Annotated in this window: 28 protein-coding genes; 7 read left to right on the top strand and 21 right to left on the bottom strand. The window is 30.1% G+C overall.

The window, feature by feature from the left end; all coding sequences use genetic code 11:
• Positions 1 to 15: 15 nt before the first annotated feature.
• The 5 genes from thrB to L8V82_RS06135 form a co-directional block, all read right to left on the bottom strand.
• The gene (gene thrB, locus L8V82_RS06155) at positions 16 to 894 is read right to left on the bottom strand and encodes a homoserine kinase (protein ID WP_039640692.1); all 879 of its coding nucleotides are present in this window, start codon (positions 892 to 894) and stop codon (positions 16 to 18) included.
• An 8-nt stretch (positions 895 to 902) separates the two neighbouring features.
• Positions 903 to 1,307: a tRNA threonylcarbamoyladenosine biosynthesis protein TsaB gene (locus L8V82_RS06150; protein ID WP_263724418.1), complete on the bottom strand. Its 405-nt coding sequence runs from the start codon at positions 1,305 to 1,307 to the stop codon at positions 903 to 905.
• Positions 1,308 to 1,348: 41 nt separating this feature from the next.
• Complete coding sequence (gene lpxC / locus L8V82_RS06145; protein ID WP_263724364.1) at positions 1,349 to 2,233, bottom strand: UDP-3-O-acyl-N-acetylglucosamine deacetylase; 885 nt, start codon at positions 2,231 to 2,233, stop codon at positions 1,349 to 1,351.
• Between the two features lie 2 nt (positions 2,234 to 2,235).
• Positions 2,236 to 3,615, bottom strand: coding sequence for a M23 family metallopeptidase (locus L8V82_RS06140; protein ID WP_263724363.1), 1,380 nt, complete (start codon positions 3,613 to 3,615; stop codon positions 2,236 to 2,238).
• Positions 3,616 to 3,687: 72 nt separating this feature from the next.
• Entirely contained in the window at positions 3,688 to 4,515 is an 828-nt protein-coding gene (locus tag L8V82_RS06135) for a prephenate dehydrogenase (RefSeq protein WP_263678038.1), read from the bottom strand.
• 77 nt (positions 4,516 to 4,592) lie between these two features.
• On the opposite strand from L8V82_RS06135, the gene bamA reads away from it, so the two are divergent.
• The 7 genes from bamA to L8V82_RS06100 all read left to right on the top strand — a co-directional run bounded on the left by bamA (position 4,593) and on the right by L8V82_RS06100 (position 10,810).
• Positions 4,593 to 6,809, top strand: a complete 2,217-nt coding sequence (gene bamA, locus L8V82_RS06130) for an outer membrane protein assembly factor BamA (RefSeq protein WP_263724362.1) — start codon at positions 4,593 to 4,595, stop codon at positions 6,807 to 6,809.
• A gap of 50 nt (positions 6,810 to 6,859) precedes the next feature.
• The gene (accD, locus tag L8V82_RS06125) at positions 6,860 to 7,702 is read left to right on the top strand and encodes an acetyl-CoA carboxylase, carboxyltransferase subunit beta (RefSeq protein WP_263724361.1); all 843 of its coding nucleotides are present in this window, start codon (positions 6,860 to 6,862) and stop codon (positions 7,700 to 7,702) included.
• A 2-nt stretch (positions 7,703 to 7,704) separates the two neighbouring features.
• Positions 7,705 to 8,160: a 23S rRNA (pseudouridine(1915)-N(3))-methyltransferase RlmH gene (locus L8V82_RS06120; protein WP_263724360.1), complete on the top strand. Its 456-nt coding sequence runs from the start codon at positions 7,705 to 7,707 to the stop codon at positions 8,158 to 8,160.
• An 8-nt stretch (positions 8,161 to 8,168) separates the two neighbouring features.
• The gene (gene dksA, locus L8V82_RS06115; protein WP_087699412.1) at positions 8,169 to 8,525 is read left to right on the top strand and encodes an RNA polymerase-binding protein DksA; all 357 of its coding nucleotides are present in this window, start codon (positions 8,169 to 8,171) and stop codon (positions 8,523 to 8,525) included.
• On the top strand, positions 8,522 to 9,505 hold the full coding sequence (locus L8V82_RS06110; protein ID WP_263724359.1) for a hypothetical protein: 984 nt from the start codon (positions 8,522 to 8,524) through the stop codon (positions 9,503 to 9,505). The genes dksA and L8V82_RS06110 overlap by 4 nt, the downstream gene beginning before the upstream one ends.
• On the top strand, positions 9,502 to 10,428 hold the full coding sequence (locus L8V82_RS06105) for a tRNA dihydrouridine synthase (RefSeq protein WP_263724358.1): 927 nt from the start codon (positions 9,502 to 9,504) through the stop codon (positions 10,426 to 10,428). The genes L8V82_RS06110 and L8V82_RS06105 overlap by 4 nt, the downstream gene beginning before the upstream one ends.
• A gap of 61 nt (positions 10,429 to 10,489) precedes the next feature.
• A complete protein-coding gene (locus L8V82_RS06100) occupies positions 10,490 to 10,810 on the top strand; it encodes a hypothetical protein (RefSeq protein WP_039617382.1) in 321 nt (106 codons plus the stop codon).
• Here L8V82_RS06100 and recO read toward each other — a convergent pair.
• From recO to atpA, 16 genes are all read right to left on the bottom strand, one after another.
• Positions 10,794 to 11,408, bottom strand: coding sequence for a recombination protein RecO (gene recO, locus L8V82_RS06095; RefSeq protein WP_263724357.1), 615 nt, complete (start codon positions 11,406 to 11,408; stop codon positions 10,794 to 10,796). The genes L8V82_RS06100 and recO overlap by 17 nt on opposite strands.
• Before the next feature lies 1 nt (position 11,409).
• A complete protein-coding gene (locus L8V82_RS06090; RefSeq protein WP_263724356.1) occupies positions 11,410 to 11,922 on the bottom strand; it encodes a cysteine hydrolase family protein in 513 nt (170 codons plus the stop codon).
• On the bottom strand, positions 11,915 to 12,676 hold the full coding sequence (locus L8V82_RS06085; RefSeq protein WP_263724355.1) for an ATP-binding protein: 762 nt from the start codon (positions 12,674 to 12,676) through the stop codon (positions 11,915 to 11,917). The genes L8V82_RS06090 and L8V82_RS06085 overlap by 8 nt, the downstream gene beginning before the upstream one ends.
• Complete coding sequence (locus L8V82_RS06080) at positions 12,673 to 13,359, bottom strand: 5'-methylthioadenosine/adenosylhomocysteine nucleosidase (RefSeq protein ID WP_263724354.1); 687 nt, start codon at positions 13,357 to 13,359, stop codon at positions 12,673 to 12,675. The genes L8V82_RS06085 and L8V82_RS06080 overlap by 4 nt, the downstream gene beginning before the upstream one ends.
• The gene (gene fabD, locus L8V82_RS06075; RefSeq protein ID WP_263724353.1) at positions 13,356 to 14,276 is read right to left on the bottom strand and encodes an ACP S-malonyltransferase; all 921 of its coding nucleotides are present in this window, start codon (positions 14,274 to 14,276) and stop codon (positions 13,356 to 13,358) included. The genes L8V82_RS06080 and fabD overlap by 4 nt, the downstream gene beginning before the upstream one ends.
• Positions 14,276 to 14,860, bottom strand: coding sequence for an FKBP-type peptidyl-prolyl cis-trans isomerase (locus L8V82_RS06070; protein WP_263724352.1), 585 nt, complete (start codon positions 14,858 to 14,860; stop codon positions 14,276 to 14,278). The genes fabD and L8V82_RS06070 overlap by 1 nt, the downstream gene beginning before the upstream one ends.
• Before the next feature lie 13 nt (positions 14,861 to 14,873).
• Positions 14,874 to 15,863: a tetratricopeptide repeat protein gene (locus tag L8V82_RS06065; protein WP_263724351.1), complete on the bottom strand. Its 990-nt coding sequence runs from the start codon at positions 15,861 to 15,863 to the stop codon at positions 14,874 to 14,876.
• A gap of 11 nt (positions 15,864 to 15,874) precedes the next feature.
• Positions 15,875 to 16,360: a peptidoglycan-associated lipoprotein Pal gene (gene pal / locus L8V82_RS06060; RefSeq protein ID WP_214135612.1), complete on the bottom strand. Its 486-nt coding sequence runs from the start codon at positions 16,358 to 16,360 to the stop codon at positions 15,875 to 15,877.
• A 69-nt stretch (positions 16,361 to 16,429) separates the two neighbouring features.
• Complete coding sequence (gene tolB / locus L8V82_RS06055; RefSeq protein ID WP_263724350.1) at positions 16,430 to 17,629, bottom strand: Tol-Pal system protein TolB; 1,200 nt, start codon at positions 17,627 to 17,629, stop codon at positions 16,430 to 16,432.
• Positions 17,626 to 18,405: a TonB C-terminal domain-containing protein gene (locus tag L8V82_RS06050; protein ID WP_263724349.1), complete on the bottom strand. Its 780-nt coding sequence runs from the start codon at positions 18,403 to 18,405 to the stop codon at positions 17,626 to 17,628. The genes tolB and L8V82_RS06050 overlap by 4 nt, the downstream gene beginning before the upstream one ends.
• Positions 18,406 to 18,408: 3 nt before the next feature.
• On the bottom strand, positions 18,409 to 18,795 hold the full coding sequence (locus L8V82_RS06045) for an ExbD/TolR family protein (protein WP_263674844.1): 387 nt from the start codon (positions 18,793 to 18,795) through the stop codon (positions 18,409 to 18,411).
• A 3-nt stretch (positions 18,796 to 18,798) separates the two neighbouring features.
• Positions 18,799 to 19,359, bottom strand: coding sequence for a MotA/TolQ/ExbB proton channel family protein (locus L8V82_RS06040; RefSeq protein ID WP_039617360.1), 561 nt, complete (start codon positions 19,357 to 19,359; stop codon positions 18,799 to 18,801).
• Positions 19,359 to 19,751: an ATP synthase F1 subunit epsilon gene (atpC, locus tag L8V82_RS06035; RefSeq protein ID WP_039625212.1), complete on the bottom strand. Its 393-nt coding sequence runs from the start codon at positions 19,749 to 19,751 to the stop codon at positions 19,359 to 19,361. Before atpC ends, L8V82_RS06040 begins: the two co-directional genes overlap by 1 nt.
• A 2-nt stretch (positions 19,752 to 19,753) precedes the next feature.
• Positions 19,754 to 21,151 carry a F0F1 ATP synthase subunit beta gene (atpD, locus tag L8V82_RS06030; protein ID WP_263677861.1) on the bottom strand — a complete coding sequence of 466 codons (1,398 nt, stop codon included), beginning with the start codon at positions 21,149 to 21,151 and terminating at the stop codon, positions 19,754 to 19,756.
• 14 nt (positions 21,152 to 21,165) lie between these two features.
• Positions 21,166 to 22,050, bottom strand: a complete 885-nt coding sequence (atpG, locus tag L8V82_RS06025) for an ATP synthase F1 subunit gamma (protein WP_263674843.1) — start codon at positions 22,048 to 22,050, stop codon at positions 21,166 to 21,168.
• Positions 22,051 to 22,059: 9 nt separating this feature from the next.
• The gene (gene atpA / locus L8V82_RS06020; protein WP_039617356.1) at positions 22,060 to 23,565 is read right to left on the bottom strand and encodes a F0F1 ATP synthase subunit alpha; all 1,506 of its coding nucleotides are present in this window, start codon (positions 23,563 to 23,565) and stop codon (positions 22,060 to 22,062) included.
• Positions 23,566 to 23,570 lie beyond the last annotated feature (5 nt).

Here is a 23,570-nt window from a genome sequence, read left to right as displayed (position 1 = left end):
TTTTTTTTGGAATTTTTAGCAAATTTTAAAGCCCTCATCATCAAATTCTAAAAGTTCAACTCTAAATTTAGCAAATTTATTTTTGATTTTTTCTTTGATTTTTTTAGCATCATCTTTATAAGCTAGAGTAAAAAAACTCGAACCTGATCCTGAAAGCGTACTCATGAGAGCATTATTATCTAAAGCTAGTTTTTGCACCTCAAAAAGTTCTGGCAAAAGTTTCATTCTTTGATTTTGATGAAGTTTATCCAAACTTGCATATTTTAATAAATCATATTTTTTCTCTAAAAAACAAGCGGTTAAAAATGAAGCATGACAAAGATTAAAAACACCATCTTCTAGGTTGATTTTTTTAGCTAAAACTGCTCTTGATTTTTGAGTATTCATCGCTACATTTGGTATGGTTATAACAGCTTGTAAGTCTTTATCCACTTCTTTTTTTATAGCTAAAACTTTTTCATTATGAGTTAATGCACATACAAAACCTCCAAGTGCTGCTGGAGCTATGTTATCTGGATGGTTTTCATATTTTAAAGCTTCATTTAAAATGATATTTTTATCCGCTTTAAACCCACTTAATTCATAAGCACAAGCAATAGCCCCAACTATCACAGCAGAAGAACTTCCCATACCTCTAGCTAAAGGGATATTATTTTGAAAAATAAAGCGGAAATTATCTTTTTTACCACTAAGTCTTTGATAAATTTCATAAAAAATATTAACAAAGGTATTATTTTTTTTAAGATAGATATTATTTTCACCTTCTCCGTGTATGCTAATGCTAAAAAATTTAGATTTTTCAACTATAGTTTGATTAAAATATTTTAAACTCAAACCCAAACAATCAAAACCAGGACCTAAATTTGCACTTGTAGCAGGAACTAAAATCTTCATTTTTTACCTTAATTAATCGCATCTAAAACATAAAAAGGTGTATTTTCTTTACTGAAATTTAAACCTTTTAAACTTTGGGGCATAAAAAAACTTCCCGCTTGTGTCTTTTCTAAAATAATTTCATCATCTTTTTTTACAAAACACAAATGCTTATTAGCGGCTATAGGAGCGTTATTATTTAGCTCAAAAGCGCTAATAGCTTTTAAAGGTATATTTTTAACTATAGCTAGGGTTTTAAAAGAAACATAAGAAATCTTTATACCCATGTAAGAGCCTGGTCCATGCACATAAATAAGCTTTTCAAACTCATATTGTGAAAGTAAATCTTGCAATATTTTTGGCAAAACTTCACTAACTTTTAAATCACTTTCAATAGTATTTAGCAATACATCATTTTCATAAATACCAAGCATCAAAGGTTTTGCTATGGCATTTAAAAGTAAAGTAACCTTTTTTATGCAAAAACCTTTTCATAAACTTTATATGCACTTTTTTCTAAACTTACCACTTCATAGGCGCTAGGATCTTTTAAAAGTTCTTTGGTTAAAAGATGATTAAGTTTGTGCGAACCTGCATAAGAAGTATAATCTCCAAAAACCCTACATCCAAGCAAGGTTAAATCCCCGATAGCATCTAAAATTTTATGGCGCACAAATTCATCTTTAAAACGTAAACCTTCAGGGTTTAAAATACGATTATCATCAATCACAACAGCATTTTCTAAACTTCCACCAAGACCTAAATTCATAGCTCTTAAAGCTTGAACATCCTTTAAAAACCCAAAGGTTCTTGCTCTTGCTATTTGCTCTATGTAGTTTTGTTTACTAAATTCAAAACAATAATTTTGCTTACCTATAATAGGATTATCAAATTCGATTGTATAGTTTATAATAGGCATATCCGTAGGACTTAAACGTACAAATTTATTACCTTCTTTTACTTCCACACTTTTTTTAATCACTAAAATTTTTTTAACCGCGTCAAGCTCTTTTATACCTGCTTCTTCAAGCATCATACAAAAGCCTATGCTACTACCATCCATTACAGGAGCTTCATTAGCATCTAAAACTATGCGCACATTGTCAATACCATAAGCATTAATCGCACTCATTAAATGCTCTATAGTAGAAACATAACCTCTATGATCGCCTATTACAGTAGCCATTTGCGTATCGATGACATTTTCAGGCTTTGCTTCATAAGAAATTCCCAAATCACTTCTATAAAATACTATACCACTGCTAGCTTCTAATGGCTCTAATTTTATACTAATAGGCTCGCCCTTGTGCAAACCTATGCCAACACCTTTAACTTCTTTTGCTATTGTTGTTTGATTCATTTTTATTCACTCAAAATTCTTTTTTTGCTTGACTCTAATACATTATAGATATTTTCTTTTATCCATTTTGCATCTTGCCATTGCTCAGGACGCACTTCAACTCCTTGTACTAAAACACCAAAATGTACATGATCTCCAAGTGCTAAACCTGTGGTACCTGTAGTACCTATAACATCACCTGCTCTAACTCTATCGCCTACATTTACATCCACATTAGTGCAGTGTCCATAAAGAGTATAAATACCAAAGCCATGATAGATAATAATATTTAATCCATAAATTCCATTTTCTTGCACAAATACCACTTCGCCATCGTTATTACTAATGATAGGCGCTTCTTTTACACTTGCTAAATCAAGCCCCATATGATAAGAGCTACTAAATGCTTGATTATTATAAGAATAAAACCTATGATCAGCATAATCAGCTACTTTTTGGCCATTTTTTAAAGGTTTGAAAAGATTAACTTTAAAATTATTAATCATAGTATCAGGAACTTTACTTGTAATATCATGAATAATAACTTCATTAGAAGCTCTTAAATCTTCATTCACAAATTTAAATTTTTCAAGTCTGCTTAATTCTCTATCTTTTGGAGCATATTTTTGTGCTAAAAATTCGATCTTACCATCTAAAAATCTATCACTTACTTTTATATTTGATACACGGTATTTTTTATTAGTAAAATAATACCTAATTCTTTGTTTGTTTACATTGCCTGCTTTATCTACTGCCACCACATAAGCTCTAAAGTGCTCATCAGTAGCCTCCCAAGGAATCAAAGCAGCATAATATCCTTCTTTCACATAAGGAGTTGCTTTAAAAATTTTATCTTTATCAGTTGTGATATAAACTTCTTGTAAATTCTCATCACTTGCTTTAAATACTACACTACCTACTCCGCCTTGTTCGATTTGATAAGAATTATCTAAAATTTCTACAAGTGGTTTTTTGGTATCAATGATAACTTTCACTTCTTTAAGCGCTTGATTTCCTAAAAAGAAATTCCAAAAACTACTATCACTTGCTTCTATTACAAGTTTATAAGAATCAACTTTTTCTTTATAAGCTGGTTTTGGTAATTTTAAATCAAAATGAATGCTTTTTTTATTGCCTTTAACATGCTCATTAACAAGCATTTCGCCATTTAGCTCATTTGCCTTAAATAGTGTGACTTTAACATCTTTTAAAGCACTTTCATCGCTTATTTCTATAGATATAGGATCTGTTAGATTACTATAAATTACATCTGATTTTGTTTGAATCAATGGAGGATTTTTTTCAAACAACTTTGTATTTAAAACAAATACCACAAAGGCTAAAAGTATTAAAAAAACTACAAAAATCCATTTTTTATTTGATCTTTTACGCGCAAAAACCATATTTTCACTTTCAATCTATTTTTTTAAAAATATATTATTCTTTAGCAAATTAAGAGTAAATTATAAAAAATTTTATAGAATTTCTCTTAATTTATTTGCACTTTTAATCCAAGTCTCAAGCTCATTTATATCACATTTTTCTATCATTTTTTTACATTCTTGTAATTCTTTTTGAAATAAATCAATAGAATTTAATAAATTTTGTTTGTTTTGTTCAAAAATACCGCTCCACATTTGAGGGTTTGACTTAGCAATCCTGCACATATCTTTAAAAGAAGGGCCTCCTAGGTGAGCTATATTTTTTTTATTTTCTTCTTTCATCACAAAATTTGCCAAAGAAAAACTAATCACATGCGGTAAGTGTGAAATGATAGAAGCATGATGATCATGCGCGATACTATCCATAAATACAAGCTTCATTCCTAAATCTGAAAAAATTTCTATAGCCCTTTTTTGATGAATATGATCAGCATTTTGCACATCGCACAAAACACAAACTGCATTTTTATATAAATCTTTTATAGCTGCATTTGGACCACTATTTTCAGTTCCTGCCATAGGATGAGCTGCGATAAATTGACTTTTCAAATAAGAAGGTAAATTTTTAATAATTTCTTCTTTTGTACTTCCAAGTTCAATGATAGTACAATCTTTAGAAATACCTTGAAATTCTTTTAAGATTTTTACAATAGCTCTTACAGGGATAGCTAAAAAAATCACATCACATTTTTTCAACTCTTCAAAAGAAACAATTTTATCTATTAACTTTCTATCTAGTGCAATTTGCTCAAATTCTTTGTTTATATCATACCCACAAACTAAATCTATTAATTTATTCTCTCTTAAGCTAAGGCCCAAAGATCCGCCTATTAAGCCAAGTCCGACTATACCTACTTTCATAAATTTTCCTTAAAAAGCATTAGTTAAAAATATTTTGGTATTATAACGATTTTGTATATAAAAATTTAGGTAAAATGATGAAAAAATGGTTTGTTTTCTTTGCACTCTCAAGTTCCTTATGTGCAGCTACAATTAAAGATATCAAATTTGAAGGCTTATCGCAACTTTCTAAAGAAAGTGCTATTGCGATTTCTAAATTAAAAATAGGACAAAAAATTGATCCTGCTAGTATAGATACAGCAATTAAAAACCTTTTTGATAGAAATTATTTTAATGATATAGTAGTAGAAGAAAAAAATGGGGTGCTAACTTTTAAAGTAATAGAAAAACCTTCCATTGGAAAAATAGATATTCAAGGTATAGCAAGTAACGATAGAAAACAAATAGAAAGCCTTGTTGGTTTAAAACCTGGAATTTTATATGATGAAAATTCAGCTAAAGACGCAGCTGAAAAAATCAAACTTTTTTATCAAGCCAAAGGTTTTTATGATACTGTTGTAGAAATCAAAGATGAAAAATTAAGTAATTCAAGCTCATTAAAACTTACTTTTGTTGTAAATCGTGGGGAAAATATCATCATAGAAAAAGTACATTTAAGTGGTGCAAAAAATTTAAGTTATTCAGATATTGAACCTGCGGTAGCAAATAAACAAAGAGAAGCTCTAGGCTGGATGTGGGGCTTTAATGATGGTAAGCTTAAAATCTTTGATCTTGCAAATGATAGCTCAAGAATTTCAGATGTATATTTAAAAGAAGGTTATCTTGATGTGAGCGTATCTCCTGCTTTTTTAAATACTTATACAGATACTTATCAAGCTGATTTAACTTATTTTATCAACGAGGGTGAGGTTTATAAAGTTAAAGGGATTAAAATTTTTAATCCTATTTTTAGTGATGAAGAAAATGAAGCTTTAGTAAATGATTTAAAATTAAGTGTTGGAAAAATAGTTAATATAGAAAAACTAAGAGAAGATATAAAAACCATAGAAACTAAAACAGCAGATTTAGGCTATGCTTTTGTACAAGTTATACCTGATATACAAAAAGATAAAGAAAATCATGAAGCTATGATTATTTTTAAAGTCATACCAAATGAAAAAGTATATATAAGAGATGTCATCATCTCAGGTAACACCAAAACAGTTGATAGGGTTGTTCGTAGAGAGCTTTATCTAACCGAAGGTAATCTTTATAATAGAACTGATTTAATGGACTCAAGAAATGCTCTAAGAAGAACTGCGTATTTTGAAAATGTAGATATTAAAGAGCAAAGAGTAGATGATACGCATATTGATTTGATAGTAGAAGTCAAAGAAGCTTCAACTGGGGCTATCTCAGGTGGTATTGGTTATGGAACTAGTGATGGAATTTTACTTAGTGCTTCATTATCTGATGCAAATATCTTAGGTTCTGGTATGAAAGGAAGTGTAAGTATAGACAAAGGCGATGATACACTTTCAGGTAGAGTATCTTTAAGAAACCCTAGAGTAAATGATAGTGATTATTCTCTTGGAGGGTCATTATATTCAGATCGTTTAGAATGGGATAGCTATGATGAGAGAAACTATGGTTTTGATATAAGCGTTGGTAAAACTTTAGGAAGATACACAAGTGTTGATTTAACTTACAATCTTGAGCAAAGTGATATTTATCATTTAAGCGATCGCTTAATTGCTCAAGGATATAAACTTGGAAAAACTTATAAAAGCTCCATTACACCTTCAATAGTATTTAACAATACAGATGATTATTATCTACCAAGATCAGGTTTTATCGCTTCAACCTCACTTGAATATGCAGGCTTAGGTGGAGATCAAGAATTTATAAGCTCTACTACTAAATTTAATTATTACCAAGGCTTGGAAGAATTTATAGGCTGGGATTTGATTTATCGTTATAAAGCAAGTTTTTATAAGGTATGGGATCAAGGTTATTTACCTATCAATGAAAAATTATATCTTGGAGGTATAGGAACTATTAGAGGTTTTGATAGAAGAAGTGTAAGCCCTAAAAATGCGTGGGGTGATGAAACAGGTGGTACAGTGGCTTTTGCTAACTCTGTTGAGCTTAGCTTTCCAATCTTTGATAGAATCAAACTAAGAGGAAGTGTATTTTTTGACTATGGTGCCATAGGTGAGAGTTCTTTAAGTCAAATTCAAAGATGGAGTACAGGTGTTGGTTTTGAGTGGCTAACTCCACTAGGTGCTTTAAATTTAGTTTTTGCTAAACCATTTAACACTAATTCAAAAGATGATTTAAGTAAATTTGAGTTTATGTTGGGTGCAAGATTTTAAAAATACTAAAATCTTGCTATAATTTTGAAATTTTATTTTAGGTAGAGATAATGAATTTTTTAGATATTTTTTCTAGTATAAGACGCAAACAAGCCACTCCAAGTGAGGCTCCAAATCACTGGGTAAAATGTAATTCTTGTCATGCGTTAATGTATTATAAAGAAATAGAAACTTGTTATAATGTTTGCCCTAAATGTAATTTTCATATGAGATTAAATCCTTTAAAACGCATCGAGTTACTTAGTGATGAAGGTACATTTGTAGAAATGGATAAAGACTTACATGCAATCGATCCGCTTAAATTTGTAGATAGTAAATCATATAAAAAAAGATTAGCAGAAAATGAAGAAAAAACAGGAAGAAAAAGCGCCATAATAAGTGGCGAATGTAATATAGATGGGATAAAAACTCAACTTGTTGTTTTTGATTTTTCTTTCATGGGTGGAAGTTTAGGCTCAGTAGAAGGTGAAAAAATTCTTAGAGCGATTGAAAGAGCGATTGAGAAAAAAACTCCTGTTGTTATAGTGAGCGCAAGCGGTGGAGCTAGGATGCAAGAAAGCACTTATTCTTTAATGCAAATGAGCAAAACAAGTGCAGCATTAAAACTGCTAGCAGAAGAAAAACTTCCTTATATTTCAGTATTAACCGATCCGACCATGGGTGGAGTGAGTGCATCTTTTGCTTGGCTTGGAGATATCATCATGGCTGAACCTGGTGCCCTAGTAGGCTTTGCAGGAGCTAGAGTAATCAAACAAACCATAGGGGCTGATTTGCCAGAAGGCTTTCAAAAGGCTGAATTTTTACTCGAGCATGGATTGATTGATGCGATTGTAGAAAGAAGTAATCATAAAAAATTTATAGCAGACTTTTTAAGATTTTTTTCTAAAAACTAAAAATGCAAATCAATCTTTTAAGCATTCAAAAAAACAATAATGATGAATTTAGCAAGATAGATGAGCATTATATCAAGCTCATCAAAAAATTTTGCAGTTTTAATGATATATGTATTTTTAATAATAAAATCAATCAAGCACAAAACACTAATACCATAGAAGCAAAAAAATCTTATACAAATGCACTAAGTCCTTATAAAAAAGGTTTTTGTATAGCCTTAGATGAAAAAGGTAAAGAGCTTACAAGTGTAGAATTTGCAAGATTATTACAAGATAAAAATGAAATTTCATTTTTTATAGGCGGTGCTTATGGATTTGAACAAGAATTTATTACACAAATGCATGCAAGTATAGCTCTTAGTAAAATGACTTTAGTGCATAAATTTGCTAAAACCATGCTTTTAGAGCAAATTTATCGTGCATTTTGCATTAATACAAATCACCCATATCACAAATAGGAGCGTTTATGCAAGAATTAAATCTTGAAGAATTTAAAAACATATTACTTCAAAGACAAAAAGAAATTTTACAAGAACTTCAGGGTAATATAAACAATATCCATAATCTACAAGATAGCGAACCTAGAGATGAGGTTGATTTGCAACAAATTGACAATAGCTCTCATATTGACTTTAAAATCAACGAAAATTTAAAAGCCGAGCTAGAAGAAATTAAACATTCATTAAGTAAAATAGATAACAATACTTATGGTATTTGTGAGTATTGTGAAGATGATATTCATCCTGAAAGACTTAAGGTAAAACCTCACGCAAAATACTGTATCAATTGCCGTGAAACCCTAGAAAAAAGGAAAGAGCTATGAAGATAAGATTATTTTTCTTTGCAAGTTTAGTTTATCTTTTAATTGTTGCAGCCTTAGTTTATAATCTAAACTTAGGAAATTATACTTTCACAATTTCTACTTTTGAATTAAATTTGCCTATTAGCTTATGGGTTGTTTTGCCTGCTTTATTTTTGATGATATTAGCATTAGCACATATGAGTTTTTATGGTTTTTTAAAACATTTACAATATAAAAATCTAATTAAAGATAGTAAAAATTATGAAAATTTTATTATTGATATTTTTTTAAAAAAAGCAAGTAAGGTTAAATTTAAAACTCAAGAATTTCAAAATATAGCCAAAAACACTCAAGCTCTTTGTTTTAAAGAAAAAATTCAAAATCCTAAAATAGATGAAATTATTGATATTTTTGAGAACTTAGATAAAAAAGAATTTGTAGAATTAAAAAAATACAAATTAGGTCCAAATAATGAAATTTTTATTTTAAATGAAAAAAATCACTTTCAAAATGATAGCAATTATGCTTTTTCTTTTATCAAAAACAAAGATACCTTAGTAGGTGAGCTAGAAATTTTTGCTTATAAAATGGTGTTAGAAAATGCGTCCTATAGTCAAATTAAAACGCTAAAAGCTCAAAAAAACCAAGATGATATTTTATTACTTTTGAATAGATTTGAAAAAGAAAACTTAGAATTAAATCATGCTGAAATCGAAGTTTTACTTAGTATGAATACCTTAGATGATAAGTCATATTTGCAATGCGTTAAAATACTTTGTAAAAAAATGGAACCTCAAGTATTAATTGCTTTATTTAAAAAGTTAAAAGATAATCATTCTCAAGCTTTAAGAGCTTATCTTTATACTTTGGCAGAATTTGGTATGTATGATGAATTGCTTAATGAATTAGGAAATGATCAAAATGAGCATAAAGACTTTAGACTCTTGCTCTTTTTAAGAGAACATAATAAAAAAATAGAACTTGAAAAATTAATACAATGATAGAATTTAGTAAAAAGCCTTTATTTTTAGCCCCTATGGCAGGTTTTTCAGACTTGCCTTTAAGAAATTTAGTTAAACAATTTGGGGCTGATGTAACTATTAGTGAAATGATAAGTTCTAATGCTTTAGTGTATGAGAGCTCAAAAACTCTTAAAATGCTAGAAAAAGCTGAGCTTGAAAATCCTTATATAGTTCAAATTGCAGGCTCAGATGAAAATATAATTCAAAAAGCAGTAGAAATACTAAATCGTTTTGATTTTATAGATGGAATTGATTTTAATTGCGGTTGTCCTGTAAATAAAGTTATAAAACAATGTGCAGGTAGTGCTCTTTTGCAAGATCTTGATAAATTACAAAGAATTTTAGAACTTATCAAAAAAACAAGTAATAAAAAATTAACTAGTGTCAAAGTAAGATTAGGATTTGATAAAAAAGATCCCATTGCTATTGCTAAAGCGTGTGAAAATGCTGGAGTAGATTTTATCAGTATACATGGTCGCACTAGAAAACAAATGTATAGTGGAAATGCTGATTATGAAGCCATAGCTTTAGCCAAAGAAAATATCAAAATTCCTTTAGTAGCAAATGGTGATATTAGCGCAGAAAATGCTAAAGAAGTATTTAAAATTACAAATTGTGATGCTTTGATGATAGGGCGTGCAAGCATAGGAAAACCTTGGATATTTTATGAGATAAAAACTGGCAAAAAAATCGAAAAAGCTATGAAAAATAAAATCATTTTCGCGCATTTTGAAGAAATGCTAAAACACCATAAAGAACAAGGCATAAGCATATTTAGAAAACACTTGCATGAATATTCTAAAGGTTATGAAGATGCATCTAATTTTAGAGATTGTGTTAATCGTATTAATGATGCAGATATTATGCGAAAATATATTCAAGAATTTTTCAATAAGGAATGATTTTTGCTTATAAATTTCTAAGCAATATGAATGAAGAGATACCATAAAACAAGGAAGGTTCATGGCAGCTCATATCAATTCAAAAGGGATTTACAAAGCACTAGGTGGCATTAGAACAAGTGCAAACAATTTAGCAGCACATGCTTCAAAGCTTAACAATCAAAGTTTAAATTTCGAGCAAGTTTTACAACAAACACAACCAAAATGTATAAGCACTTGCCTACAAAGTTCTCAAAAACAACTTGGAAATTTGCTTGAAGATATTAAAAATAGCAAGGAAGCTATTATAAAAAATACACATATTGATAGTGCAAATATCATCGCAAAATTAAGACAAGAGGCTATTATGATGTATGATATTACTCTTAAAAACCCTCTTTAATGATTTTATATAAATTATCAATATATTCATCGCTAAAATGCGATGAATTAAAATTTTCATAAAACTTTGCAAGATCTTCAGCTTTAAACTCATAACCAAAAGCACATTTTTTGTGTGCAGGTAAAAAAGCTCTTACCAATACAACGTTTTTTTGTATATACTCATCGCAATAAAAACATACAAAGCTTTTATGTAAACGTCCTTCAAAATTTAAAATTTTTAAATAAGCATCTACTATAACACGCTTGCAATCTTGCTTTTCAAAACGCTTAGCACAATCTTCTAAAAGCTCAAAATAAAAACTATCAATTTCCTCAACATCTTTTAAATGCTGATAAAAAAGCCTAATAAACTCTTGCCAAAAAAACATTCTCTCTCTATCTAAAATCCAAGAAAAACCAATATGCAAAACATCTTTTAAACGTGGTAAAAACCTCGAACTTTCCTCAAGCTCAAAATCAATCTTATATCCACTTAAAATATTAGAATGTCTCATTCCATAAAATCTATAACTTTTAATAACTTTTTTAGCACTTAAAAGATAAACGATTAAATCCTCATCTTTTACACTCTGAATATGTAAGATAAAACCTTGCATTTTATAAAAGTTCTACGCCATAAGCTTGCAAAATTTCATAAGCACTATTTTCTAAAGACTTACTAAAACTCGCTGTTGCATTTTTATGCAATATAATTTTTGAGTTGATACTAGCGCTTTGAGCTAAAATAATATTACTAAATACACAAATATGTGAAACCAAACCACAAAATTCTATACTTTCATAATAATTTTGTTTTAAAAAATTAGCCAATTCTAAGCTACCAAAAGCATTCTTATAAAAGATTTTTTTTGCATTTTTTAAATACATATCAAAATCACTTGGCATTTGCCAACCTAAAGTATCTCTAATGCAATGATAAATAGGTATTTTTTTTCCTTCTTGAGTTTTTAAATAATTTTCATCATGCGTATCAAAAGTAAAAACAATATCACCTTGATGATTTTTTAAAAGAGCAAGAATATTTTCTTTTATCTTGGTAGCTTTTTCAAAACCTAAGCTACCATCGATAAAATCATTTTGATAATCAACAACAACTAAAAGTTTAGTCATTATCCTTAACCATGAAAAAACTATCCGTGTGGATATTTTCAAATGCAGTTTTTAAGCTTGTAAATAATTTTGGATTTTCTTTTTCTAAATTTGCTAAAAGCTGTTTAGCTTCTTCTCTAGCATGAGGAAATTTTACATTTTTTTCACTTAATTTCATACCAGGACAAAATTCATTACCAATAACTTCTAATTCATTATTAATAGCATTTTCTCTTAATTGTCTTTCTCTTACAAAAATCAAAGGTCGAATAACCTCTATACCTCTTTTACTTTTATATTTTGGAGCTAAACTTCTAAGAGCACCATTATAAATAAAATTCATAAAAAAACTTTCCACTGCATCATCTAAATGATGAGCTATAGCTAGTTTATTAAAACCATTTTCCAAAGCATAAGTATATAAAGCTCCACGTCTCATTCTTGAAAAATAGCTACAAAAACTTGAATTTTTTCTAATCGTATCACCTGAAATTTCATAAATATTAGAATCAATCACTTCATGGTCAATACTATGTTCTTTGCAGTGATTGTGAAGTTTGGTATAATCTTCACCCATACCATAGCTTAAAGTTACTGCTTTAAGTTCAAATTTAAAAGGCGCGTGTGCTTGCATACGCTTTAAAAGATGTGCTAAAGCTAGAGAATCTTTCCCACCACTAAGTCCTAATAAAACTTTGTCATTATCTCCTATTAAAGAAAATTTAGCATTTGCTTTAGCTACTTCTCTGATTAGTCTTTTGCTAAGATTTATCATAATTTCTCACAAATTTTTAAGACAAAATTAGCCGAAATTTTAGCAGATTTTTCTACAAACTCATCAAAGTCAAATTCAGCCTTTTCACCTGCTTTATCACTCATTGATCTTAAAATCAAACATGGAATTTTTAAAGCATCGCACACCAAAGCTACACTGGCTCCTTCCATTTCACAAGCATCTGCATTGAAAATCTCTCTAATTTTTGCTTTTTTATTCTCATCACAAATAAACTCATCGCCCGTAGCGATAACACCTGATTGTAATTTAACACCAAGCTCTTTAGCAACCTCTATAGCAAGATTATTTAGCTTATCATCTGTTTTTATAAAAATTTCATTGCCTGGAACATAACCAAGTGGATGACCAAAAGCTGTAATATCTAAATCATATTGAGCTAACTTTGTAGCATAGATTAAATCCCCTATTTCTAAACTAGGATTAAAAGCACCAGCTACACCTGTAAAGAGCAAAAGCTCGGCTTTAAATTTTTCTATCATAATAGCCGCACTAAGAGTGGAATTGACTTTCCCTATCTTAGAATAAGCGATGATTAATTCATGATTTTTATATTTTGCAAGATAATAAGTATTATTTGCATATTCTATTGTTTGATATTCTTTTAATGTTTCTAGTAAAGGAGTAACCTCTTCAGGCATAGCTCCTAAAATAGCTATTTTCATTTAATTACCTTTAAAATTTCATCAATATCTTCTATTTTACTTAAGGCATAAGTTTCTTTTTGAGTGATTTTTTTATTTAAGCCCTTTAACACGCTCGCACCAAATTCTATATAAAAATCTACTTCTTCATCTATTGCCTTAATGCTTTGTTTATAAAGAACAGGCTTGATGAGTTGCTCGCTTAAAAGCGTTAGAGCTTGATTTTTATCATTATACACTTTTGCATTAACATTTGATACTACGCTTTTAAAACTCTCTTTTAAAATAGGTTCTAATTCTTTTGTAAGTTTCAAAGACGCATTTTTTAATAATGGACAATGGCTTGCAACGCTCATATTTAAAAGCATAGCTCTTTTAGCTCCTGCATTTTTAAACTCACTCTCATACGAGGCCAAATCGGGCTTTAAACCTGCTACTACAATTTGCCCATCACAATTATAATTAGCAGCAAAAATGCTTTTTTCTTTACTTAATGCATTTTGACAAAGTTCTTCTACCACTTTATCTTCAAGCCCTAAAACCACCATCATACCAGCTTCGATTTTAGAACAATCTTCTTGCATGAATTGACCGCGTTTATTAACAAGCGCTATTACATCTAAAAAATCAAATGCACCTTGAGTTGCTAAAGCACTAAATTCTCCTAATGAATGACCCAGGCTATACTTAGCTTCTATATCAACTTGCTCTTTTAAAGCTTCATAGGCCATTAGTGAGTTTAGTACTATAGCCATTTGCGTAAATTCGCTTTTGTTTAAATTTTCATTTTCTTTAAAAAGCAAATTTTTAAAATCAATTTTACAAAAATCACTAGCATTGTCTAACAATTCTTTTGCTTTTTTAGAATTATCATAAAAACTCAAACCCATGCCAACACTCTGAGAGCCTTGACCTGGGAAAATAAATACACTATTCATTAATGACCACCGCAGCAGCCACCGCCACCATGCCCATGGCCTCCACAACATCCGCCACCGCCATATCCGTGATGATGATCATGGTGATGTCCTCCACCACCACATCCACAACTTCTACTACCTGCAATAATTCCTGTTAAAATTTCATCTTCACTTGCAGCTCTAACATCTACAATATTTAATGAAAACAACAAGTCTTTTCCCGCATAAGCATGATTGTAATCAATAGTAACTTCATTTTCAGTAATTTCTCTAACAATTACTCTTACTGTATTGCCATCTTCACCTTCGCCAAAAAGCTCCATACCAACTTGTAAATCAATCCCCGCAAATTGCTCTTTTGGTAAAGTTTGCAAAGCATTTGCATCATATTCACCTAAAGCATTTTCTTTTTTTATCACAATATCAGCATTACACGGGGCATTAAGCTTTTGAATTTCCTCTTCTAATCCTTCTAAAATTTGACCTTTACCCAAAATAAAAGAAATAGGTTCAGCATAAATATTTGATTCTAAAACTTCATTAGTATTTGCATCTTTTAACTCATAAAACATTGAAACTACACTATTTTTTTCTATAGCCATTTTATCTCCTTTGTTATTTTCTATCTGGTGAAACTTTTGCTTCAGGACTATCAGGATAAGCTGTCTTTAAAGCTTTATAAAATTTATTAGCACTTTTTGGATCTCCAACCTTATCTAAACTAATAGCTGTATGATAAAGCAATTTTGGCACATAATCGCCTTTAGTGCTTATAGCAGAACTTTTCTTATAAAATCCCAAAGCACCTGCGTAATCTTGCTGTTTATATCTTATCTCTCCAAGCCAAAAAGTAGATCTAGCAGGTTTATAGTGAATACTTATTAGATGTTCAAATTTTTCTTTTGCATCTTCAAATTGATTTTTATTAGTTTCATCAATTGCTTTTTTCAAAATTTCACTAGATTGTAATTTTTTCCAACTATCATCTTTTACTTCAATCACTTCTTCTTGAGTTTCATTTTCATCTTGAATGATTTCTTCGGTTTTATTATCATCACTTACAATAGGAACGACAGGGGTTACTTTTGTCTGATTTTGCACTCTAGCTATTTCAGATTGAAAAAAAGTTATAGTTTGATTCATATCTTCTTTGGAAATATAATCATCATTAATCTTATTGATCAAAGTTGTAATTTCGCTTAAAACTTTTTGAATCTCTTGATGATTTTTTTCTTGAATTTGTCTATTCTCTTCAACATAAGCTCTTAAATTTTGAATTTCTTGAGTAATATTTGCATCAAAATTTTGATAGTTTTCTTCCAATGAAAGCAATTTTGTATTAGCTTTTGAATACTGAGCATTTAAGCCTTCAGTTACACTTTGCAAGCCTTCTATGTTTTCTATGGCTGTATTTATTTTACTTGTTAAATTTGTATAATATTCATTTAAAGCTTTTAAGCGTTCTTGATTTTCATATTGTAATTTTTCATTTTGAGTTAAACCATAAGGTGTTTTTGTATCTACTTTTCCTGCATCAAATGCTGAAATTTCAGCGTGTAAAAAAGTAGCTCCTAAAAGAGCTACTGATAATAATTTTAATTTCATTTATTTAAAACTTATTTTGATAATTTAAATTCTGCACGACGATTTTGAGCATCGCAAGCTTTTGTTCTTTCAGTACATACAGGATTAGTTTCTCCATAGCTTTTTACGCTAATTCTATCTGCGCTAACACCTTGAGCTACTAAAGATTCTTTTACTGCTTTAGCTCTTTTTAAACCTAAAGCTTGATTATACTCATCAGTTCCCCACTCATCGCAGTTTCCTTCAACTACAATTGCAGCATTAGCAGCTTCTTTGTTGAAAATTTCAGCATTATTTGCAATAACTTTTTGCATATCTTTTCTAACATTAAATTTATCAAAGTCAAAATATACATTTGCTACAGAATTTAAAGATTCAAGATTTTCAAATCTATCAGAACCACCGCTACCTTTTGAGCCATCTACACTACTTGAGCTACTTACACTAGTATTTTTTGTAGCACAACCACTTACAATAACAGCAAATGCAGTAATTGAAGCAAAAATGATTTTTTTCATTGCTTTTCCCCTTTTATTTATTTAAAAATCATAATTTAATTATAACAAAAAAAATGCTATTTTGATATTTTACCAATCAATTGATTGAATTTTACCTACTTTTAAACCATAATGAAAGGCTTTATTTGCATTAATTCTAATAACTCCTAATGCACTTTGTGAACCTAAATATTTAATAAACACAACACTTTCTCCATCACTAGAAAATCTTGGAAAAAGATTTTTGCCATTTGCAGTAAGCTGTCTTATATAATCACTTTGAGTAGACATTAAATAAAGATTAAAAACTCCGCTTTGATTTACTTCTCTACTAGAATAAACCATATAGTGTTTATAAGTAGAAACCGAAGAATTGTTTTTACCATGAAAAACAACTTGTTCTGTTAAATTTGAATCTAAATTTTGCATAAAAATATTTGGGTAACCCAAACGATCAGATACGAATACAATTTTTTTATCATCATCAACAAAATTGCCATTTACATCAATACCCATGTAGTTTGTAATTTGTGTCAGATTTTTTGAATCTACATCATACAAATACACATCAGGTTGATCTTTTGGAGCCATGGTAAGTAAAATTTTTTTACCATCATCACTCACATCAGAAGCAACCATCATACCTTTACTAGCGATAATTTTTGTTATATTTTTATTTTTCATGTTATATTTATAAAGAGTTGGAATCTCATCTTCATAAGCAGTAAAATAAAATGCATTTTGTTCTTTATTTGCCCATTTAGGAAACAAATTTAAACCTTTTGAAATCAATACTTTTTGGTAAGTTAAAGTATAATCTGCTAATAAAATATCACTTTGCTTATTACCTTGTGTTCTAGCTATTAAAATTTTATGATCCATCCAATCAACCGGTGCAAAACCTAATTTTCTATTCATTTCAGCGACACTTCTATGTGACAAAAATGGATACTCTTCAACAGATAGAATTTGTTCATAAAATCTTGTTTTAGTTTCATTTGCGGCTAAAATTTCAACATCGATATCTAAAAGTTTGCCATTTTTATTTAATATATAAGAAAAAATATAATCGCCTTGTTTTTCATCTTGAGTTATCTCAAAATTTGAACTTACTTTTATATCATTAACAAGCATATTGTAAAAACTTTTTTTAAGATCTAAATCATTCAATTTAGACTGATCTTTAATATAAATTTTTGGCAATTGCATACCTTTATTAACAACAGATATTGTCGCATCTTGTCCAAATAATACTGAACAAAAAAATAAAAATACTAGTATTTTTTTCATTGTTTCTCCGTTTTAAACTCAATTATATCACTAAGTTGCATTTTGATTTTTCTTATTTTACCATTTGGAGGTAAAGTTATGTATTTTCCTTCTAAATTTTGTAAAAATTCTTTTGCTTTTTTATCAAAATTATCACTATGTGCACTAGTAGCACTTAGTAAATAAAAATAACCATTATTATCAATTACAAATTCAACCTCTATACTTAAATTACCGCTAGGATTGTAAATTCTCCATCTATCCTCAAGGTATTTTCTCACAGCACCTAAAAATTGATCATAAACCCCTACTTTTTGCTCTATAACAGATTGTCCTAATTCTTGATTAATTTGCAAATTTTCATTAAGTTGCTTAGAAAAATCATTGATTTTTTCTCTTTGGGCAAAAGTAGGTTTCTTTGAAGGCATAGAAGATTGCACTTTAGTCGTTTTTTCTTCTTGATAGTCTTCTATTTTACCAAACAACTCATTAAAAACACTTGCTTGTTGTTCTATATTTTGCGTATTGACACTTTTGTTAGTGGTGTATTTTTGTAAAAGATTTTCTTCAAATAAGCTTTGCAAATTTTCTTTTTGCAATTCTTGTATCATATTTACTTGATTTTGATTTATACTATCGCCAAGTTCTATATTAATAAAACTATTAGGATCATCAGTATACTCAATAGCTTTTGGCTTATATTCAATTAATTTAAAAAAAACTAAGAAAACAACAAAAAAATAAACTAAAATTGCATAAATAAAGGATTTAAAATTGTGTATAGAATTTTCTTCCATTTTCTACTCAGTTTGCAAAGCAACTTTTTGGAAACCTAAATGTTTCATTGTTCTTAAAACACTCATTACATCATCATATTTTAAATTCTTATCTGCTCTTATAAAAACTGTCTCTTGGGTATTATATTGAACTTTTAAAGCATTCATATTGTCTGCAAAACTTACAAAATTAAATTTATCTTTTCCTATAAAAATTTCTTTTTTTGCATTAATTGTTACAATTAAACTTTTAATATTTGGCGCACTTGAAGTTTTTTGTGAGCCTTGAGGAAGTTGCACTTTTTCCTCATATGTGATACTTGGTGCAGTTACCATCAAAATAGCAAGCAACACAAGCATAATATCAACTAAAGGTGTAATATTTAATTCGGGTTTTTCTTCTAAAAACATAAATTAAGCCTTTATAGAACTTACCAGCACCTTAATTTCGCTATCTAAGATATTAATCAACTCATAAGCCTTGCGTTTGATAATCAAATGAAAGCTATATGCAGGGATTGCCACTAAAATCCCACAACCTGTAGCCACCAAAGCTTCACTAATTTTAGGAGCAATAATGCTTAAAGAATTTTGCATTTCTAAACCACCAAAGGTTTCAAGTATAGAAATCACTGTACCAAAAAGCCCTATAAAAGGAGAGGTTGAAGCTATGATACTAAGCCAAGTTAATCCTATCGTAGCTTTTTTTTCTACAGAATTTTTATAAATATTCATTTTAGTTTCATCAATTTCCACACATTTTTTTAAAATTGACGCACTTTGACTTAAATCTTTTTCCCCTCTCATTAAAGCTTCTAAAGCTTGACTTTCATTTTGAGTCCATTTATTAATAAGCATTAATCTTGAAAATAAAATACTAAAACTAAGTATAAAATACACCGAAAGCCAAGCTAATACAATATAAGTGATTAAGCTTGTATTTTCAAAGAAATGAAAAATTGCTTGAAAATCCACTATTTTTGCCTTACATTATTATCCATCTTAGCAAAAGTAGAAGCCAAAGCAACGCTATCACTACTCATAGATTTAATCAAATCTTTTGCTTCTTCTAATCTTTTTGCTATTTCACTATCGCTATTTCCACCAACCCATACAGCACCTTTTGCTAAAACACTTACTTTAGTTTCAGATACTTTTGCATGACCTGAATCAATAGCAACTAATTCATGAGTTGAATCTGATTTTTCTATATCTATAATTCCTGCCTTTAAAGAAGAGATTAAAGATGCATGTCCTTTTAAAACACCAAATTCACCTTCACTTCCAGGAAGAACAATAGATTTTACATTATCATTGTAAATCATACCAAGAGGTGTTACCACCTCTATATGTATTAAATTATCCATTATTAAGCCTTAAGTTTTTCTGCTTTTTCAATAACTTCATCAATTCCACCTACCATATAGAAAGCATTTTCTGGTAAATGGTCATATTTTCCTTCTAAAATACCTTTAAAGCCTGCTATCGTATCTTCTAAACTAATGTATTTACCAGGACTTCCTGTAAATACTTCTGCAACGAAGAATGGCTGAGATAGGAATTTTTCAATTTTTCTCGCTCTTTCAACAATTAATTTATCTTCTTCACTTAACTCATCCATACCTAAAATAGCAATAATATCTTGCAAATCTTTATATTTTTGAAGCACTGATTGTACGCCACGTGCTACTTTATAATGCTCTTCACCTATAATTTGCGGATCAAGCATTCTTGAAGTAGAATCAAGTGGATCAACAGCTGGATAAATACCTTTTTCAGCAATCGATCTATTTAAAACCGTAGTTGCATCTAAGTGCGCAAAAACTGTTGCTGGTGCAGGGTCTGTTAAGTCATCTGCTGGTACATAAACTGCTTGAACTGAAGTAATAGAGCCTTTTTTGGTTGATGTAATTCTTTCTTGAAATTTACCCATTTCACTAGCTAGGGTTGGTTGATAACCAACAGCTGAAGGAATTCTTCCTAAAAGTGCTGACATTTCTGAACCTGATTGAGAAAATCTAAAGATATTATCAATAAACATCAATACATCAAGTCCCATTTCATCTCTAAAATACTCAGCCATAGTAAGACCTGTTAAAGCAATACGATTTCTTGCCCCTGGTGGTTCATTCATTTGACCATAGCACAGTGCAACTTTATCTAATACGTTACTTTCTTTCATTTCATTATAAAGGTCATTACCCTCACGTGTTCTTTCACCAACACCTGCAAAAACTGAATATCCACTATGTTTAAATGCAACATTGTGAATTAATTCCATAATAATAACGGTTTTACCAACACCAGCACCACCAAAAAGACCAACTTTACCACCTTTAGCATAAGGAGCTAGCAAATCAACTACCTTAATACCTGTTTCAAAAATTTCGCTTTTTGTGCTTTGCTCTTCAAATGGAGGAGGATCTCTGTGAATTGACCAATGTTTATCAAAATTAATCTCTTCGCCCTCATCAATTAAATCACCCGTTACATTAAAAATTCTTCCAAGAACTTTTTCGCCCACTGGAACACTGATTGGGTTCCCAGTTGCCTCTACGGTTAAACCTCTAACAAGACCATCAGTCATATCCATAGCAATAGTTCTTACTTTATTATCACCTAAATGTGCAGCTACTTCAAGAACTAGCTTACATTCTTTTCCTTCTAATTCATAATTAACAATAATAGCTTCATTAATTTGTGGAAGATATTCTTTAAATTCAACATCAACCACTGGTCCTAAAACTTGAGAAATAAAACCTTGCATCATCACTCCTAAATTTATTTCATTGACTCAACACCGCTGATAATCTCTATCAATTCGGTGGTAATAGATTCTTGTCTTGCTTTGTTATAAGCTAAGTTAAGCTGCTTAACTCTTGCTTTTGCATTATTGGTTGCATTATCCATAGCCTGCATTCTTGCACTATGTTCAGCCGCCAAAGAATCAACCAAAGAAAAATACATATTATATTCAAAATAAGTTTTTAATAAATCATTTAAGATTTCTTCATCTTCTGGCTCTAAGTCCATTAAAGACTGTGATTCTTGTTCTTCCTTACTTGCAATAGCTTGCACTGGCAATAAATCATTAATACGAATTTCTTGAGAAATCATATTTTTATAGCCATTATGCACAATCACAACCTTATCAGTTACTTCATTTACAAAATCATCTACTGCACTTTGTATAATAGCACATGCTTTTTCATAGTCAGGACTAGAGCTTGTATCTAAATACTTTTCTAAAATTTCAATATTTTGAAAATTAAAATACTCTATACCTGTTTTACCAATAGCTCTTAATCTTACTTTGATTTTTTTTGCTTTACAATCTTCAAGCATTTCATTTACTGTTTTAATGGTTTTGATGTTAAAACCACCGCATAAACCTTTATCGGCAGTAATGAAAATAATATCCATTTTCTCAATATTGTCTTTTTTTCTAAAAAACGGAAGCTTATCATCAAGTCCTTCGTATTGATTAATCTTGAATGCAATTTCAGATAAAACTTCATCAATTTTTTGAGCAAAAACTTTTGACTTTTTAGCTGCCTCTTCTGCCTTTCTTAATTTGGCAGTAGAGACAAGCTTCATAGCATTAGTTGTCTTTTGTGTATTATGAACACTTTTTATTTTTCTTTTAATTTCTTTTAAATTAGACATTTAAAAACCTTATATATGGTTTGCTTTAAACTCACTCAATGCTTTAGCTAATTTTTCTTCTAAATCTTTATCTAAAGCTTTCTTAGTTCTAATTTGCTCAAAAATTTCTGGATATTTAGCTTCAATAAATGGATATAAAGCTGCTTCAAATTCTCCAATTTTAGAAACTGCTATATCATCTAAATATCCTTTAGTTCCTGCATAAATCATCACTACTTGATTTTCAGCTGAAAGCGGAGAATATGGTGGTTGTTTTAAAACTTCAACCATTCTTTGCCCACGCTCAAGCTGTTTTCTACTTGCTTCATCCAAATCACTTGCAAATTGTGCAAAAGCTTGCAACTCTCTATATTGAGCTAAATCAAGTCTTAATGTACCTGAAACTTGTTTTGTTGCTTTAATTTGCGCAGCACCACCAACACGAGATACAGATAGACCAACATTAATCGCAGGACGAATACCTGAGTTGAATAAATCTGTTTCCAAGAAAATTTGCCCATCAGTAATTGAAATAACGTTAGTTGGAATATAAGCTGAAACATCGCCCGCTTGAGTTTCGATAATAGGTAGTGCAGTCAAGCTTCCCGCGCCAAGCTCATCACTTAACTTACTTGCTCTTTCAAGCAATCTTGAATGTAAATAAAATACATCCCCTGGATAAGCTTCACGACCTGGGGGACGACGTAAGATCAAAGACATCTCACGATATGCAACAGCATGCTTACTTAAATCATCATAAACAATCAATGCATGTCTTGAATTATCTCTAAAATACTCACCCATAGTTACACCTGTATATGGAGCAAGGTATTGCAATGCAGCAGGATCAGAAGCACCTGCATTTACTACTATACTATAATCCATTGCACCGTATTCTTCAAGTTTTTTAACTACTTGAGCTACAGTGCTTTGTTTTTGACCAATTGCAACATAAATACAAATAACATCTTTACCTTTTTGACTAATGATAGTATCAATTGCTACAGTTGTTTTACCTGTTTGTCTATCACCGATAATTAACTCTCTTTGTCCTCTACCAATTGGAACTAAAGCATCAATTGCTTTAATACCTGTGTGTAGTGGCTCATGAACGCTTTTTCTAGCCATAATACCTTTTGCTTTTTCTTCCACAAAGCGATATTCACTTGCCTCAATCACGCCTTTAGCATCAATTGGCTCACCCAAAGCATTTACAACACGTCCTATCAATGCATCGCCCACCGGAACTTTTAGAAGTTTTTTTAGTCTTTTTACAGAACTTCCTTCTTTAAGACCAAGACCTTTACCTAAGATAACAATACCAACGCTTGATTCTTCAAGGTTAAGCACCATTCCTTTTTCGCCATTTTCAAATTCAACCATCTCTCCGGCCATGGCATTCTTAAGACCATAAACCTTAGCAACACCATCAGCAACTGAAATAATTTTACCTGTTTCTTCTATTTCAAGATTAAAGTCAAATTTTTCAATTCTTTCTTTTATAATAGAACTAATTTCATCTGCTTTAAATTTCATCAAAT

The organism is Campylobacter sp. IFREMER_LSEM_CL2151 (assembly GCF_025771725.1).
In the GTDB taxonomy this organism is placed as follows: Bacteria; Campylobacterota; Campylobacteria; order Campylobacterales; family Campylobacteraceae; genus Campylobacter_D; species Campylobacter_D lari_C.
Note: the sequence above shows the minus strand (reverse complement) of the source record. Positions and strands in the feature narration are given on the sequence as shown.